At 55.4% G+C, this 15,602-nt stretch carries 15 protein-coding genes and 5 tRNA genes; 3 read left to right on the top strand and 17 right to left on the bottom strand.

Annotated features, from left to right (window positions below):
- Positions 1–26: 26 nt before the first annotated feature.
- From rplJ to rpmE, 17 genes are all read right to left on the bottom strand, one after another.
- A complete protein-coding gene (gene rplJ, locus EL361_RS01895; RefSeq protein ID WP_126376015.1) occupies positions 27–548 on the bottom strand; it encodes a 50S ribosomal protein L10 in 522 nt (173 codons plus the stop codon).
- Between the two features lie 185 nt (positions 549–733).
- Positions 734–1,441: a 50S ribosomal protein L1 gene (gene rplA, locus EL361_RS01890; protein ID WP_126376013.1), complete on the bottom strand. Its 708-nt coding sequence runs from the start codon at positions 1,439–1,441 to the stop codon at positions 734–736.
- Positions 1,442–1,452: 11 nt separating this feature from the next.
- On the bottom strand, positions 1,453–1,878 hold the full coding sequence (gene rplK, locus EL361_RS01885) for a 50S ribosomal protein L11 (protein ID WP_126376010.1): 426 nt from the start codon (positions 1,876–1,878) through the stop codon (positions 1,453–1,455).
- Positions 1,879–1,934: 56 nt separating this feature from the next.
- Positions 1,935–2,489 (bottom strand): transcription termination/antitermination protein NusG, encoded by a 555-nt coding sequence (nusG, locus tag EL361_RS01880; RefSeq protein ID WP_126376008.1) that lies wholly within the window; start codon positions 2,487–2,489, stop codon positions 1,935–1,937.
- 27 nt (positions 2,490–2,516) lie between these two features.
- Positions 2,517–2,813, bottom strand: a complete 297-nt coding sequence (gene secE, locus EL361_RS01875) for a preprotein translocase subunit SecE (RefSeq protein WP_126376006.1) — start codon at positions 2,811–2,813, stop codon at positions 2,517–2,519.
- 22 nt (positions 2,814–2,835) lie between these two features.
- Positions 2,836–2,912 (bottom strand) — tRNA-Trp (locus EL361_RS01870).
- Positions 2,913–3,028: 116 nt separating this feature from the next.
- Complete coding sequence (gene rpmG, locus EL361_RS01865; RefSeq protein WP_126376004.1) at positions 3,029–3,178, bottom strand: 50S ribosomal protein L33; 150 nt, start codon at positions 3,176–3,178, stop codon at positions 3,029–3,031.
- A gap of 3 nt (positions 3,179–3,181) precedes the next feature.
- The gene (tuf, locus tag EL361_RS01860; RefSeq protein WP_126376003.1) at positions 3,182–4,375 is read right to left on the bottom strand and encodes an elongation factor Tu; all 1,194 of its coding nucleotides are present in this window, start codon (positions 4,373–4,375) and stop codon (positions 3,182–3,184) included.
- Between the two features lie 70 nt (positions 4,376–4,445).
- Positions 4,446–4,521 (bottom strand) — tRNA-Thr (locus EL361_RS01855).
- Positions 4,522–4,567: 46 nt separating this feature from the next.
- A tRNA-Gly gene (locus EL361_RS01850) sits at positions 4,568–4,644 on the bottom strand.
- A 71-nt stretch (positions 4,645–4,715) separates the two neighbouring features.
- Positions 4,716–4,801, bottom strand: a tRNA-Tyr gene (locus EL361_RS01845).
- Between the two features lie 17 nt (positions 4,802–4,818).
- Positions 4,819–4,894: transfer RNA gene (locus EL361_RS01840), tRNA-Thr, on the bottom strand.
- 194 nt (positions 4,895–5,088) lie between these two features.
- Positions 5,089–6,012, bottom strand: a complete 924-nt coding sequence (gene lpxC, locus EL361_RS01835; RefSeq protein WP_126376001.1) for a UDP-3-O-acyl-N-acetylglucosamine deacetylase — start codon at positions 6,010–6,012, stop codon at positions 5,089–5,091.
- A 139-nt stretch (positions 6,013–6,151) separates the two neighbouring features.
- On the bottom strand, positions 6,152–7,030 hold the full coding sequence (gene prmC / locus EL361_RS01830) for a peptide chain release factor N(5)-glutamine methyltransferase (RefSeq protein WP_126375999.1): 879 nt from the start codon (positions 7,028–7,030) through the stop codon (positions 6,152–6,154).
- 8 nt (positions 7,031–7,038) lie between these two features.
- Positions 7,039–8,112, bottom strand: coding sequence for a peptide chain release factor 1 (gene prfA, locus EL361_RS01825; RefSeq protein WP_126375997.1), 1,074 nt, complete (start codon positions 8,110–8,112; stop codon positions 7,039–7,041).
- Between the two features lie 17 nt (positions 8,113–8,129).
- Positions 8,130–9,077, bottom strand: a complete 948-nt coding sequence (locus EL361_RS01820) for a DUF1385 domain-containing protein (protein ID WP_420810691.1) — start codon at positions 9,075–9,077, stop codon at positions 8,130–8,132.
- A 120-nt stretch (positions 9,078–9,197) separates the two neighbouring features.
- A complete protein-coding gene (gene rpmE / locus EL361_RS01815; protein ID WP_126375995.1) occupies positions 9,198–9,416 on the bottom strand; it encodes a 50S ribosomal protein L31 in 219 nt (72 codons plus the stop codon).
- Between the two features lie 202 nt (positions 9,417–9,618).
- Here rpmE and gpmA point away from each other — a divergent pair, with 202 nt between their 5' ends.
- The 3 genes from gpmA (at position 9,619) to mutY (ending at position 15,559) form a co-directional block, all read left to right on the top strand.
- Complete coding sequence (gene gpmA, locus EL361_RS01810) at positions 9,619–10,362, top strand: 2,3-diphosphoglycerate-dependent phosphoglycerate mutase (protein WP_126375993.1); 744 nt, start codon at positions 9,619–9,621, stop codon at positions 10,360–10,362.
- Between the two features lie 93 nt (positions 10,363–10,455).
- Positions 10,456–14,301 (top strand): class I adenylate cyclase, encoded by a 3,846-nt coding sequence (locus EL361_RS01805; protein ID WP_126375991.1) that lies wholly within the window; start codon positions 10,456–10,458, stop codon positions 14,299–14,301.
- A 115-nt stretch (positions 14,302–14,416) separates the two neighbouring features.
- A complete protein-coding gene (gene mutY / locus EL361_RS01800) occupies positions 14,417–15,559 on the top strand; it encodes an A/G-specific adenine glycosylase (protein ID WP_126375989.1) in 1,143 nt (380 codons plus the stop codon).
- The last annotated feature ends 43 nt before the right edge of the window (positions 15,560–15,602 follow it).

Here is a 15,602-nt window from a genome sequence, read left to right as displayed (position 1 = left end):
TGCTAAGGTTTTTGGCTTGTTTGGAACTAAGCCGCCTCTTTCTGCTCCTTGATGGCAGTAAGGGCATACAGGAACTTGCGTTCCAGGTTCGCAAACAGGCACACGAAGTTGGTGGGCACTGCGTTCATGGTACCGAGGAGTTTGGCAAGCAGTTCCGGCTTGCTGGGGAGCTTGGAGAGTTCCTTCATGGCGTTTTCGTCCATGAATTTGCCTTCCAGGCTACCGAAGCGGATTTGGAACTTCTTGTTCTTCTTGCCGTACTCGCTCAGGACCTTCGCAGCAGCCACAGGATCGTCGTACCCAAAGGCTACGGCGCAGTTCTCCTTGATCCCGTCCTTCAATACCTCATGCGTTCCGCCTTCGAGGGCGATCCGCGCCAGGGTGTTTTTCACAACCTGGTAGTCGACACCAGCCTCGCGCAGTTGCCTGCGCAGGTCGGTCATATCTTCGACCGTGAGGCCCTTGAAGTCCGTGACAATGGCGATGCTGGCACCGTCGGCCCGGGACTTAAGACTGCTGATAACTTCAGCTTTCTCCGTCCTGTTCACCGCATCCTCCTATGGACTTGAGGGTTCTCCCGAGCGAAGATGAGCCAAAGTAGTCTCGACAGGAAATTAAGGGTTTCCCCACCTGTTGTCTCCGACTCGTCTTCACATACCGCATGCAGATACACATTGTATCTACGGATATCTGATCCGCGCCCGAACAGAGTCCGGGCGCGGTCATGCTTGCATTAAGCTTCGATGTATTTCTGAACCGTGGAAGACTCGACCTTCACGCCAGGTCCCATGGTGGTAGCCACGGTAATGGACTGAAGGTAGGTTCCCTTGGCAGCAGAAGGCTTCAGGCGGATCACAGTGTCCACCAAGGCCCTCATGTTGTCGAGAATCTTCTCGGGTCCGAAGGACACCTTGCCCAGAGGGGCATGCAGGATACCGGCCTTGTCGACCTTGAACTCGACCTTACCGGCCTTGAGTTCCTTGACGGCAGTGCCAATATCAAAGGTCACAGTACCGGTCTTGGCGTTAGGCATCAGTCCGCGGGGACCGAGCACACGACCAATCAGACCGACTTTGGCCATCATGTCCGGGGTGGCAACAGCCTTGTCGAACTCGAGCCAGCCATCCTTGACCTGCTGAACCAAATCGTCACCACCGACTGCATCGGCGCCAGCCTCTTTGGCTTCTGCTTCCTTGTCACCCTGACAGAAGGCAGCAACTCGAATTTCCTTACCCAGGCCGTGAGGCAGAGTAACGGCACCGCGCACCATCTGGTCAGAGTACTTGGGGTCGACACCGAGCTTGATGGCAACATCAACGGTCTCGTCAAACTTGGCATACGAAGCTTCCAGCGCCAACTTGACGCCTTCGGGCATTTCGTACGCAGTAGCAGCATCATATGCTTTCACTGCGTTTCTGAATTTTTTTCCGTGTTTGGGCATTGTCCTTCTCCCTACTCGACGACGTCGATTCCCATGCTACGGGCAGTGCCCATGATGCTGTTCATGGCAGATGCCTCATCCTTGGCCGTCAGATCGGGCATCTTGAGCTTTGCGATCTCAAGAACCTGAGCTTTGGTGACCTTGCCGACCTTGTCGCGATTGGGCTCACCAGAGCCCTTATCGATCTTGGCCATCTTTTTGAGCAGCACGGACGCCGGAGGCGTCTTGGTGATGAAAGTAAAAGAGCGGTCCGCAAACACGGTGATTTCCACCGGGATGATCATGCCCTTCTCGTCCTGCGTGCGTGCGTTGAACGCCTTGCAGAACTCCATGATATTCAGACCATGCTGTCCAAGTGCCGGACCGACCGGAGGGGACGGGTTGGCGGAGCCAGCGGGAATCTGGAGCTTGATTTTTGCCAATTCTTTCTTGGCCATTGCTACACCCTCGAATCTTTAAACGTATTTCGATGAACCACGAATCCAGACAGTGCTTAACCCTTGCTGACCTGGACGAAGTCCAGCTCAACCGGAGTCTGGCGCCCAAAGATGGACACCGAAACACGTAGTTTGCCTTTGTCGTAGTTGACGTCTTCCACAACCCCGTTAAAGCCGGAGAACGGGCCATCAATAACCCGGACCTCGTCGTCACGTTCAAACTTGAACTTGGGACGGGGCTGCTCCTGGCGCTGTTCCATCATGGTGAGAATCCGTTCGGCCTCACTGTCACGCATGGGGGCCGGGCGGGTCTTGCCACCCACAAAGCCAGTCACACGCGGAATGGATTGAATCAGATGCCAGGACTCATCAGTCAGGATCATCTGGAGCATCACGTAGCCGGGGTAGAACTTGCGCGTGGAGGTCTTCTTCTCACCCTTGACGAGCTCGATGACCTTCTCCGTGGGCATGACGACTTCCTTGACTTGGCCGTGGTCCTGCCCAGTACGCATCATTTCCCTGATGGTCTGTTCCACACGCTGCTCATACCCGGAATAGGTATGAACAATGTACCACCTGGGGTTCGGGAGTCCTTCGTTGTTCTCAGTCATGTGACACTCACCTTGCGGCCTTAACCGCTATGACAAAATCGCTTCGATGGCCTTGGACAGCCCCAGATCGACGATCCCCAGGAACAGGGACATGAAGATAACCAGCACCAAGACAGCCGCACTTGTGGCAACAGCCTCCTTGCGGGTCGGCCAGGTGACCTTCTTCATCTCAACGATGGACTGGTCGAAGTACTCCTTGAACTGCTCTACCTTGCCAGGAGCCTCAGGGGCTTCCTTCTTGCTCTGCTTTGCAGCCTTGGGAGCATTTTTCGGAGCGGTGGCGGCACCTTCGGCGCCATTACGCGTGGTCTTGCGTTTAGCCATGTTCCCTTCCGATGCTAAAAAATGGCAGGGGTGGGGGGATTCGAACCCACAACATCCGGTTTTGGAGACCGGCGCTCTAGCCGTTGGAGCTACACCCCTGCATCGCGACGTCTTCCACCCTTATGGGAAAGTAGGGACCGGGCACAGACCCAGCCCCTACCGAAGTACCTACTTGGGTGGAGACCAAATCCACGTACGCAAAGCGTAACGTAGTTTTACTTGGATTCCTTGTGCACAGTGTGCTTCTTGTCAAACGGGCAGTACTTTTTCAGCTCGATTCGACCAGTCGTATTTCTCTTGTTCTTCATGGTCGAATAGTTGCGCCGTTTGCACTCAGTGCAGGCAAGTTGAACTTTGACTCGCATAATTTACTCCATGATCTCAGAGACAACACCAGCACCCACGGTACGGCCGCCTTCGCGAATTGCGAAGCGCAGGCCCTTTTCCATGGCCACAGGGTGAATCATCTCTACGATGAAGACAGCGTTATCGCCGGGCATGACCATCTCGACACCCTCTTCCAGAGCGATGACACCAGTGATGTCGGTCGTACGGAAGTAGAACTGGGGACGGTAGCCGGTGAAGAACGGAGTGTGACGACCGCCCTCTTCCTTGGACAGGACGTACACTTCGGCCTTGAACTTGGTATGGGGGTTGATGGACTTGGGAGCAGCCAGAACCTGACCACGCTCAACTTCATCACGCTTCACGCCGCGCAGCAGCACGCCCACGTTGTCGCCAGCCTGACCCTGGTCAAGCAGCTTGCGGAACATCTCGACGCCGGTGCAGGTGGTCTTCGTGGTATCTTTGATACCAACGATTTCCACTTCCTCACCGACCTTGACAATGCCGCGCTCAACACGACCGGTCACGACGGTGCCGCGGCCAGAGATGGAGAACACATCCTCGATGGGCATCAAGAAAGGCTTCTCGATGTCGCGCTCGGGCTCAGGGATGTAGCTGTCACAAGCGTCCAGCAGATCGAAGATCGGCTGACAAGCAGGATCGTCGAGGGTTTCGGCTTCCAGAGCCTTCAGAGCGGAGCCCTGAATGACCGGAATGTCGTCGCCGGGGAAGTCGTACTTGGAAAGCAGCTCGCGCACTTCCATCTCGACCAGCTCCAGCAGCTCTTCGTCGTCCACCAGGTCAACCTTGTTCAGGAAGACGACCAGAGAAGGCACACCAACCTGACGGGCGAGCAGGATGTGCTCACGAGTCTGAGGCATGGGGCCGTCGGTGGCGGCAACAACGATGATCGCGCCGTCCATCTGGGCAGCACCAGTGATCATGTTTTTGATGTAGTCGGCGTGACCGGGGCAGTCTACGTGAGCGTAGTGCCTGTTCTCGGTCTCGTACTCGACGTGAGCGGTGGCAATGGTGATGCCGCGCTCTTTCTCTTCAGGAGCCTTATCGATCTCGTCAAACGCTACGTATGCACCGCCGCCCTTCATATTGGCGGTCTTGGTGATAGCTGCGGTCAGAGTGGTCTTACCGTGGTCAATGTGGCCGACGGTACCAATGTTAACGTGCGGCTTGGTGCGCTCGAATTTTGCCTTGCCCATTTTCTTACTACCCCCGTACTTTTACGGTTGCGGTTCGAAGTTCACTAAAAAAGAATACACAAAAAGGATATGGAGCCCACGAGCAGACTTGAACTGCTGACCTCGTCCTTACCAAGGACGCGCTCTACCGCCTGAGCTACGTGGGCTTTTATAAAAAACTGAAGAAGGGGAGGGGCTGGACGACGGGATGGATGGAGCGGGAAACGGGACTCGAACCCGCAACCCTCAGCTTGGAAGGCTGATGCTCTAGCCAATTGAGCTATTCCCGCGCGATCGTCCTGCAGTCCAGCGGCAGGGTCTCTGCCTCCTACAGTCTCTTCTCGCACAATAAACTAAAAAATGGTGGAGGGGGGAGGATTTGAACCTCCGAAGGCAATCGCCGACAGATTTACAGTCTGTTCCCTTTGGCCACTCGGGAACCCCTCCACAATTCAATTTTCAAATGGAGCTGGCGATGGGACTCGAACCCGCAACCGGCTGATTACAAATCAGCTGCTCTGCCAATTGAGCTACGCCAGCCAGCTCTCTGACGACCTTCGTCGTCGGGAAACGGGTAATTATACGCAGGGACGTTTCAAGTCAAGCCAAAAAGCGAACCTTTTTCTGCTTACCCGAAATTTTCTCATCATTCCCCCTGCCCTTCTACATCCTTATAATAAGGCCGGCCCGCCCCAAAACGGGACGGGCCGAAAAATCATGCACCTTGATTACACTTACGCCACTGCGGACGCAAGCACGGCTTCAGGACGGGCTTCGCGCACAGGACGCACGCCGTCGGCAGCCAGCTCCTGCAACTTCAGACAGGACATTTCCCTATCCGTCAGCAGGCGCAAAAATTCATTATTAAAGGCATGCCCAGAGCAACTCACTTCAAAATGTCCGTGAATGGGCAACGGAGCGACAGCCATGTCGCCGATGAAGTCCAAGACCTTGTGGCGCACAAATTCGTCCTTGTAGCGCAGACCCTCATCATTAATCACGCCATACTCATCAAGAACCACGGCATTATCAAGAGATCCACCAAGAGCAAGGCCATTCTTGTGCAGCAATTCGACTTCCTTCAGAAAGCCGAAGGTGCGAGCCTTGGCGATGCGACGAACGAAACTCTCAGGAGTGAGTTCAAAACTCAGGACCTGGCTTCCGATGTAAGGATGATCAAAATCAATGAGGTAATCCACACTGAATCCGTTATAAGGACGAGCCTTGATGGATTTTTCTCCATCCTTGTGCTCAAAGCTCTTGGTCACAGCCAGAACACGCCGGGGCTTGTTCAGCTTGGAAAGACCGGCCGAGCGCAAAAGATAGACAAAGGAAGCGGCACTACCATCCATAATCGGAATCTCGCTACCATCAGCCTTAACCAGAATATTATCGATCCCCAATCCCCGAAGCGCAGCCAGCAGGTGTTCCACCGTGGCAACAGAACCATCGCCGTTACCCAAGGTGGTAGCCAACCCGGTGCCTACGACATTTTCAGGAGAGGGAGTGATGAACTTTTCACCATCGAGCGTCTTCAGGCAAAAGACGATGCCGGAATCAGCATCAGCCGGAATCAGCTCAAGGCCGACCTTACGGCCGCTGTGCAGACCAACACCAGAGCAACGAACGGTCTTAGATATAGTAGTTTGTAGGTGCATTCATATCCTCCATACACCTATAGGCAAAATTCGTGCCAGCGTTCAAAAGACACAACTCACTGAATTTATTGAATATTTAAAAACGAATAAGCCGTTGGTTTTGTATGAAAAAAACCACAACGTGTGTTTTTCCACACAATCAGAATCGCTTGGCCACAACAATTCTGTCCCGGCCAGCAAGGTCTAAAACAACGTTGACCGAATCGAACAATGAACAGTTATCCACAATCTGTGGAACCGACTCCCCCTGGTCATATCCGATCTCCATGATCAACCAACCACCAGACCGCAACGCACAACCCGCCAGCGGTATCAGTGCACGATAGCACTCCAGGCCATCGGATTCGCCGGACACATCCGGCACCAGGGCTCCTCGAGGCTCAAAATCTGAAACCTCATGACTTACAGTGCCATATTCCATCTCGGAAACATAAGGCGGATTCGAAACCACAAGATCCAGCGAAGCACCTCTGACCACAGGAAGTTCGAGATCGGCCTGCACAAAACCGATGCGCTGCTCCACGGCAAGCAATCGGGCATTGCCACAAGCAACACCGAGCGCCCCGATTGAAATATCGAAGGCCAAGCCTATTGCATGGGGAAACAGGTGTGCGAGGGTGACTGCAATACAACCACTGCCCGTTCCAAAGTCGGCAAACCGAAAACCTTGGTCCGGCATGAAGTGGCGCTGTACCTCTTCCACAAGATGCTCGGTCTCGGGCCGAGGCACTAGCACATCAGAATTGACCCGGAAGGCCAAACCGAAGAATTCCTTCTCCCCGAGGATATACGCCACAGGTTCACCTGCAGCCCGTCGAGCCACCAGAGACCGAATACCAGAAACTTCCGCGGCACTGAGCACACGGCCGCGCTCTACAACCAGGCGAACCCGATCAAGCCCCAGGGCATGACCCACCAGAATCTGCGAAGAAAGGCGCGGAGAATCAACCCCCGCGCCTTTCAATATTTCGTCAGATTCGGCCAGCAATGCGCCGATCGTCAGTACATGATCAACCATCTGTATTCCTAGGCGTCATCGGCCTGCTGTTTCAAGGATTCTGCCTGATAATGGGAGGTCAAAGCCTCAACCATCTCGGCAATATCACCGGCCAGGAATTCTTCCAGACGGTACAGGGTCAAGTTGATGCGGTGATCGCTCACACGGCCCTGAGGGAAATTATACGTCCGGATACGGCCTGAGCGGTCACCGGTTCCAACCTGGGCCCGGCGGGCATCAGCCTCTTCCTTCTGACGCTTGTCTTCCTCCATCTGGAAGAGACGCGCCTTCAGGACCTTCATGGCTTTGGCCTTGTTCTTGTGCTGCGACTTCTCATCCTGACAGATAACCACAAGACCGGAAGGGACGTGAGTCAGACGAATGGCAGAGTCCGTCGTATTGACGCTCTGACCACCAGGACCGGAAGAGCGGAACACATCCACTCGCAGGTCTGCGTCGGCCACTTCCACCTCGACACCTTCGGCCTCGGGCAGAATGGCGACGGTCACGGCCGAAGTGTGAATACGGCCCTGAGACTCGGTCGCAGGAACACGCTGCACGCGATGAATGCCGGATTCGAATTTGAGATGGCTGTAGACCTGATCGCCAGAGATGTTGACGATGACTTCCTTGAAACCACCAGTGCCAGTCTCGGAGGCGTCCATGATCTCCAGCTTCCAGCCCAAGGTCTCAGCGTAGCGGGAGTACATACGGAACAGGTCGGCAGCAAACAAGGCTGCTTCCTCGCCACCGGTACCCGCCCTGATTTCAAGAATGATATTCTTGTCGTCCAGAGGATCCTTGGGCAGAAGCAGAACCTTCAGCCGCTCCTCGAGCACTGGCAATTGCGGCTTGATGGCATCGATCTCGGCCTTGGCCATCTCGCATATCTCGGCATCGTCATCATGGAGCATCTCTTCGTTGTCATGAAGATCCTGCTCAAGAGAACGATACTCACGAAAAATCTTGACCACCTGTCCCAAATCGGAATGGGTCTTGGTCAGCCTGCGGTATCGGTCCTGGTCATTGAACACGTCCGGCTGGGACAGTTCCTTTTCCAGTTCTTCATATTTCAGCTCAATGCTTTCCAGCTTGGCGAACATGGCGTTCCTCGTGCGGATTACTCGTTGTGGACTGCGCCTTTGAGCGCGGCAATCGCCACCTCGAGCTGCTCGTCATCAGGCTCGAAGGTAGTCATGCGCTGCAACATAAGCCCCGGCCAGCAAAGCACACGGCAAGCAGCGGTTCCGCTGTGCTTGCCTGTATACTTGATCAGCTCAAAGGCGGCAGCGGCAATGGGCGCCATCATCATGACCTTGATCCCGATGAGATAAAGCTGCTTGTACACAGCACCATCGGGCGAATACACGGTCAGCAGGGCCGGTATCAACACCGCATGCATCAGAATGGCCAAGGAAAGTACAAACAGCAAGAATGCCGTTCCACAACGCGGATGCAAACGACTGTAACCCCGGGCCTGTTCCGGGACAAGCTCACAGCCGTTTTCATAGGCCCAAATCACTTTGTGCTCGGCTCCGTGATACTCGAAGACTCGCCGGATCTCGGGAAACCAGGAAATCCCCCAGATGTAGCCGAGAAAAACAGCGAGCTTGAAGAAACCGTCCCAAATATGAAAGGAAAGGTCTTCAGTACCACCACCCAAGCCCAGAGACTTCATGCCCAGCGAGAACAGATGCGGCAGAACCACGAACATGCACAGCGCCAAGACCACGGAAAATGCGACGGTCAGCGCCATGGCCCATGGCTTGATCTCTTCACCGGTCTCTTCTTCCAGTGCGGTCTGAGCCGACCAGTTAAGAGATTTGATGCCATTGACCAGCGTCTCCAGGAGAACCGGAAAACCGCGAACAAAGGGCTTCTTGGCCCAAGGATGTCCGCATAAGGAAAACCAGGGGCGAGTCTGAACCTCAATGGTCCCGTCGGGCTTACGCACGGCGATGGCCAGCCTTTCCTTATTACGGATCATCACGCCTTCCATCACAGCCTGCCCACCAACAGTAGGCGTGGCCGCGACCAGCGGACTAAACAGCTTGCGCATCAGTGTCATTCTTTTCCCGGGGTGCGATTTTCTGCGCGCCTGAACGCACATAGAAAAGCGCCTCCGCCAACAGACCAGCGGCCCGTTGCGGAGGCGGAAAAACGGCGGGCCAGCAGCCCGCGAAAACAGCTATTCGGCTTTTTTGCCGAAGGAAGCATACTTCTTGCGGAAGCGGTCAATGCGACCAGCAGTATCAACAAAGCGCTGCTTGCCGGTGTAGAAGGGATGGCAGTTGGAGCAGATTTCTACCTCAACCAACTCGCCTTTGGTGGACTGGGCCTCAATCTCAAAGCCGCAGGCACAACGAATTTTGGCCGTGTGGTTCTTGGGATGGATATCTTTTTTCATGGTTCGATCCTCCATGGATGAATTGTCAGTAAAGTCTCGGAAAAGGCGGGTTAGATACCTCGAACAAACGCGCTTGGCAAGTCAAAAATGCAGCTTCTCGAAGCGGATTTCTTTTCTTCACCCGGCAAGTTGTGTACATAATGATTGAACGTCTCTCTGGCAAGCACACGTTTGCCGAGTCACCCTCTGCATGGAGCCAACAATGTATAAACTCGTTCTCGTTCGGCATGGCCAGAGCGAATGGAACCTCGCCAACCGCTTCACTGGTTGGACGGATGTCGGCCTGACCCCAAAGGGTATGGAAGAAGCCCTGGCTGGCGCAAAAAACCTGCACGAACAGGGATATATATTTGACCGCTGCCACACCTCCGTCCTCAAACGAGCCATCGAAACGCTCTGGATCATCCAGCGTGAAATGGATTTGATGTGGCTTCCGGTGGAGCGCCACTGGCGACTCAACGAACGTCATTACGGAGCGCTTCAAGGTCTGAATAAAACTGAAACCGCTCAAAAATATGGCGAGGAACAGGTCTTCATCTGGCGGCGCAGCTACGCAACTCCTCCACCACCTCTTGAAGCCTCAGACAAGCGCCACCCCGGACACGACCCCCGTTATGCAGGCCTTTCGCAGGAGGACCTGCCCCTTTCCGAAAGTCTCAAAAATACCGTGGACCGAGTCCTGCCATACTGGCATAACGTCATCGCCCCACAAATCCTGCAAGGCCAGAAACTGCTCATTGCTGCACATGGCAACAGTTTGCGAGCCTTGGTCAAGTATCTCGATTCGATGAGTGACGACACTATCACTGCACTAAATATTCCCACAGGAGTTCCCCTGGTCTATGAGCTCGATAACGCCCTAACGCCTCTACGCCATTACTATCTCGGTGACCCGGATGAAATCAAACGGGCGGAACAGGCGGTGGCAAACCAGGGCAAGGCCTAAATCCCGAGGCGACGTTTACTGAACTCACATTTTTGAGTATATTAAAGACTTGGGGAAACACTCTTTTTTCTACGGTCATACTACTGGACTGGCATGGGGAAAACAGCTCAAAACAACCAGCAACTCCCGGACCTTGTCAAAAGGCTCAAGGGACTCACCACCCACCCGCCACCGGAACGGCTGCGGGAAGAAATTCTGCGCCTGATTGAGGACATCGTCGAGCACGCAGCCAAGGATGAGTCCGTTCTTGCCGAGACCGCTCTGTTACTGATGTCCCGCGCTCAATCAGCCAACGACCCTGAGCTTGAATCCTTCTACACCTCCTGCCTGCCCGGCATGGGATCCCTAGCCCCCCCGTTGGCAATCATGGCCTGCCTGCGCGGCCAGGGGGATGACCCAAAAACTCAGCCAGGCCTTTCGATCATTCCCAATGAGTTGATGCTCCACGCTGTCAACCGTATCCTATCAGGGCGCATCGCATCGCTGGAGCCTCTGCACCAGGCGGCACTTGATGCCCTGCCCAAAATTGCCAAAACACCTCCCGAGCCTGCGAGCCAATTCCTCGAAGACTGCGCCAAACAAGGCCTCAGCGTGGCCTATCCTGTTCGAGAGGCCCTCATGGACGGGCCCTATGGAAAGGCCTGGTCAGACGCCTTGAATGCAGCCACAACGAGTATTTCTGCACGACAACGCCCCGACAAGAATCTGGCCCCAATGCTCAGCAGGCACGGCATTATTGCTGGCCCGGACTGCATCGCTCCGGTAACCGAACTACTAACGACCCAGCATGCCCCCACACTGCGGGCAGCGCTGAAGCTGTTGACGCAAGCCGACGCCGAGCCATCCTCCACTCCCGCCAAGGCTGCCGCCAAGCTGCTCCTGCATCCTGACAAACTCGTGCAAAGAGGTGCCTTGGACGTTATTGCCACGCTGGCTCCCAGAGATCAGGGCAAACTGTTCGCCGCTCTGTACAAGAAGAATGAAAATATCCGGCCGGACATACTGTCACGCCTGCCCATGCTGCCAAACCGTGAATACAAGCTGTTCATCAAAACTCTTGGGAATGCGGGGAAGAAACTGGGCGGACTACTTTTCGCAACCCTGGCAGCCCTGGAACCGGACGCGGCCCTTTCGCATCTTGAAGCGGCCATGACTGGCAGCAACGGAGCCGAATCCACTCCGCTTCTGGAACTGCTGCCCACATTTTCACCACCAGTCTGGGCCAATGCAGATAAGGCTGTCGCGAACTTCAAACCAGCCAAAACGGCCAAGAAAGCCCCTGCGAAGAAAAAAGATAAAGAAGGTGGGTTCTTCTCCATGTTCGGAGGCGGCGGCGGGGGCGAAGCCATCAGCGTACAATTTGGTGACTCCACGGTCAGCGACAGTGGTAGTGCCTCGGAATATTCCGGACGCAAGGTCACCCCTATTTACGAATCCCGAACCTTGCAACGCATCGACTTCTCCAACGCTTTCCTGGAGAATGCAGCCTTCCAGCAATGCACCTTTGTGGGGGTCAAATTCACAAACACCCTGATCGTGGGCACTCGCTTTATTGAATGCGTTTTCGTGGACTGTGACTTTAGTGGCGCACGGCTGTTCGATTGCACCATGCTGGACATCCGAATCGAACGCAGTGTTCTTCGAACAATGACCTTGTGTGCCTCGCGTATCACCATGTTCGATGTCTCGGAGTCAGACCTGCGCGGGCTGAAATGCCATGATCTCCGCTTGCGGACCTGCCGCTTCACGGCCTGCGATCTCACGGAACTGCAACTCTTGGATAGCAACTGCGAGGGCCTGGAGTTCCTGCTGTCCCAGTGCACTCAAGCAAAATTCTGCGGCTCACGCCTGTTGCGCACAGCCCTGGCTTCCTCAGGGCTGCCCTCCCCTTCCTTCGGGGGGTTGTTCACCGACAATCCAACCTTGATGCAGGCCGAAGACCGTTTCCTGACCAGACGCTCGGCGACCCTAGCAGGCAAGATTTCCCCTCCTGCTCAGAATGGAGATCTCGCAGACAAGGCCGTAGACCTGTGGTTCGAGACCCGTGAACTCAGAGCCCAATCCCTGGCCTTCATGATCAACAACGAGCGCCGAATCTCCTGGTGCTGTGACAAGCTCGGCCCGGAAAAAGCGGGCTTCTTCAGCCTTGCTCCATTCCTGTTGCATTCCGAGACGTTCGAAAGGCACTCCAAGGAATTGGAGCCTCTGCCGCTGGACACCCGGGTCGCGGGCTATGCCGTGGACTACACCACACTGGATTTCGCCCGAAAGTTCTTCCCCAAGGCCAGTCCCCCCATGCCCGTTCCGGACCCGATCCTCATCGAAGCCCTGTACACCATAGGAAGCGTGGGAACCGTGGCACAGAATGCAGGTTCCGACCTGGACTACTGGGTCTGCTACGACCCCGAAAACATGCCCGAGAACCTCATCGATGGCCTGATGGACAAACTGGAGCACATCGAGCGCTGGGCCGACGAAACCTTTGGCCTGGAAGTCCATTTCTTCACCATGGACCTGGAGAACATCCGCCAAAACAATTTCGGGTTCAGTGACTCCGAAAGTTCAGGCTCTGCCCAGGCTCTCCTGCTCAAGGAGGAGTTCTACCGTTCCGCCGTGTGTGCCGCGGGCAAGGCTCCCCTGTGGTGGGTCACTCCGGTGGGCAGCAGTGACAAAGAGTACGCCCGCATCCGCACGGCCCTGGCAACAGGCCGGGCCGCCGACCGTTACGTGGATCTGGGCAATCTGGTTGATATCCCACCCGAGGAATTTTTCGGAGCCTCCCTGTGGCAGATCGTCAAAGCCCTGAAGAGTCCCTTCAAATCCATCATGAAATTCGGGTTGCTGGAAAAATACATCGCCTCCGAGGATAACGAGGGCAGCACCCTGCTCTGCGATCGCCTGAAGGACAATCTGGCCCGTGGCTTCACCAGCCTGAGCAAGGTCGACCCCTATGTGCTCATGTTCCATGAAATCAGCGAGCACTATGTCCGCACCAAGGAAAAAGACTCTCTGAAGCTGGTCCGGCTATCCTTCTTCCTGAAGACCAAAATCGCCGAATTCTGTAGCGACGGACTCAGAGCCCAGCGCCGCGAGGAAACAGAAATTCACAACCTGTTCAACTCTTCGGCCACGCGCAAGGGCGACGCCTCCATGGTCATGGACTGGACATTCGACAAATTGGTCAGCATCGGTACCCTGGTGAACAAATTCATCGTACGCACCTACATGCGCGTCCGCGATTCCCAAGCCAACATCAAAATCGCCATCACCCCCGAGGATCTGACCAAACTCGGCCGAAAGATCTTTGCTACCTTCTCCAAGCGTCAGCACAAGATCGAGCACATCCCATTCCTGTCCATCACGGGCAACACATTTCGGGTCTTGCATGTCTCGGCCTCGGGCAAAAAAATGGGGCAGCCTTCGTATTGGGAAATACAAGGCGCTCAGGAAGTGTCGGGCAAGGATCGCCTCCAACTGGCCAACCTGCGCAAAGGGCCGGATCTGGCAGAATCCCTGGTCTGGCTCACGGCCAATGGCCTTTACGAACCAGGTATGGGGGTCAAGGGCGACTATTCCATTTCCCCGGTCACAGCCAAGGACATTGAGTCCCTTCAAGACAAACTACTGGAATTCTTCCCGCCCAAGACAACCTTCAACACCGACATCAGTGAGATGCTCAACACCGAACGCATCGTGCGCGCCTTCTTTATTCTCAACCTCATTCAACCCCGCGAACACAAAGCCTTGGTCGAAGCGAGCATCGTTTACTCAACCAACTGGGGAGAGCTGTTCTGTGTCACCGTTCCGGTCAAGGACAAGACCCTGCTCAACAACCCTGCAGAGTTCCTGTTACAAAATGTGGAACAGGAATTCACCGATCTCCCGGTCATGGACTATTTCATCCCGGACCGTTGCAATTGCCCTCATCCATCGATTTAGCACCATATCACCGCACTAACTCCTGGGCACTGAGTCCCTCAGTCTGAAAACGATCCAGACCAAACTTGCAATCACTCTCGCCCCGTGACAGGTTCGCCCTTCTTGCGGAGCACTCATGACCATACCCCACGATACGATCATCACTTCGGCCCACAAGGCCTTTGCCCCTGCCCTTCTCCACTGGTTCAAGGACAACGCACGCCCCCTGCCCTGGCGCGAAAGCTACGATCCGTATCATGTCTGGATATCGGAGATCATGCTTCAGCAGACTCAGATGGAACGTGGGGTGGCCTACTTTGAACGCTGGACCCGCGAGCTGCCGTCACCCTCCGCTGTGGCGCAGGCCAACGAGGATGACATCCTCAAGTTGTGGGAAGGGCTGGGCTACTATAACCGTGCCCGCAACCTGATGCGCGCTGCCCAAATCATGGTAGACAGCCACGATGGATGGGTCCCGGAGGATAAAGCCACCCTGCTGGCGCTACCCGGCATCGGCCCCTACACCGCTGCCGCAATTCTTTCCATTGCCTATGAGCAGGACGAACCTCTGGTGGACGGCAACGTCGCGCGCGTGCTGGCTCGGGTCTTTGATCTGGATGCCCCCGTGGGCGAAACGGCAACTCAGAAAGCACTCTGGGCTCTGGCCGCAGAGCTACTGCCCGCAGGTCAGGCCCGCAATTTCAACCAGGGACTGATGGAACTCGGAGCCCTGGTGTGTAAACCACGTACCCCAGTCTGCGCCAATTGCCCTCTCGCCGAGTTGTGCGAGGCCAGACGATTGGGCATCACTGAGCATCGCCCCGTTCCCGGCAAAAAGGTCGACATCACCCCTTTGTCCATTGCCACTGGGGTATTGATCAACAAAGGACGTATTTTCATCCAGCGACGACATGAGGACGATGTCTGGGGAGGGCTGTGGGAATTTCCTGGCGGAGGAGTGGAAGAAGGCGAAACGCCTGAACAGGCCGTGGTCCGTGAATACGCCGAGGAGACAGGGTTCGAAGTCGTGGCACAGAACCCCATTCGCATCATCAAGCACGGCTACACCCGTTTCCGGGTTACTCTGCACTGCTTTTTCCTGGCTGCAGTCAACGGCCTCGGCCCCCCTGCCCTGACCGCAGCCACGGCCCATAAATGGGCAACTCTCGAAGAACTCGATGACCACGCCTTTCCCGCCGGTCACCGCAAGCTCATCGACGCCCTGGCCGAAGATGAACGCTTCCACAAACTTCTTACTCACTCGCCAAACACTCCCTGAACAAAAAAAGGCGGAGCAGCATTGCCGCTCCGCCTCGTACCGA

Origin of the sequence: Desulfovibrio ferrophilus, from assembly GCF_003966735.1 — a bacterium.
Classification (GTDB): domain Bacteria; phylum Desulfobacterota; class Desulfovibrionia; order Desulfovibrionales; family Desulfovibrionaceae; genus Desulfovibrio_Q; species Desulfovibrio_Q ferrophilus.
This window is presented reverse-complemented; position numbering and strand designations above follow the sequence as displayed.

Bases quoted from the DNA above. Each gene is read 5' to 3' on its own strand.
- rplA (WP_126376013.1), bottom strand. From the start codon at position 1,441: ATGCCCAAACACGGAAAAAAATTCAGAAACGCAGTGAAAGCATATGAT.
- rplK (WP_126376010.1), bottom strand. From the start codon at position 1,878: ATGGCCAAGAAAGAATTGGCAAAAATCAAGCTCCAGATTCCCGCTGGC.
- nusG (WP_126376008.1), bottom strand. From the start codon at position 2,489: ATGACTGAGAACAACGAAGGACTCCCGAACCCCAGGTGGTACATTGTT.
- secE (WP_126376006.1), bottom strand. From the start codon at position 2,813: ATGGCTAAACGCAAGACCACGCGTAATGGCGCCGAAGGTGCCGCCACC.
- rpmG (WP_126376004.1), bottom strand. From the start codon at position 3,178: ATGCGAGTCAAAGTTCAACTTGCCTGCACTGAGTGCAAACGGCGCAAC.
- tuf (WP_126376003.1), bottom strand. From the start codon at position 4,375: ATGGGCAAGGCAAAATTCGAGCGCACCAAGCCGCACGTTAACATTGGT.
- lpxC (WP_126376001.1), bottom strand. From the start codon at position 6,012: ATGCACCTACAAACTACTATATCTAAGACCGTTCGTTGCTCTGGTGTT.
- prmC (WP_126375999.1), bottom strand. From the start codon at position 7,030: ATGGTTGATCATGTACTGACGATCGGCGCATTGCTGGCCGAATCTGAC.
- prfA (WP_126375997.1), bottom strand. From the start codon at position 8,112: ATGTTCGCCAAGCTGGAAAGCATTGAGCTGAAATATGAAGAACTGGAA.
- EL361_RS01820 (WP_420810691.1), bottom strand. From the start codon at position 9,077: ATGACACTGATGCGCAAGCTGTTTAGTCCGCTGGTCGCGGCCACGCCT.
- rpmE (WP_126375995.1), bottom strand. From the start codon at position 9,416: ATGAAAAAAGATATCCATCCCAAGAACCACACGGCCAAAATTCGTTGT.
- gpmA (WP_126375993.1), top strand. From the start codon at position 9,619: ATGTATAAACTCGTTCTCGTTCGGCATGGCCAGAGCGAATGGAACCTC.
- EL361_RS01805 (WP_126375991.1), top strand. From the start codon at position 10,456: ATGGGGAAAACAGCTCAAAACAACCAGCAACTCCCGGACCTTGTCAAA.
- mutY (WP_126375989.1), top strand. From the start codon at position 14,417: ATGACCATACCCCACGATACGATCATCACTTCGGCCCACAAGGCCTTT.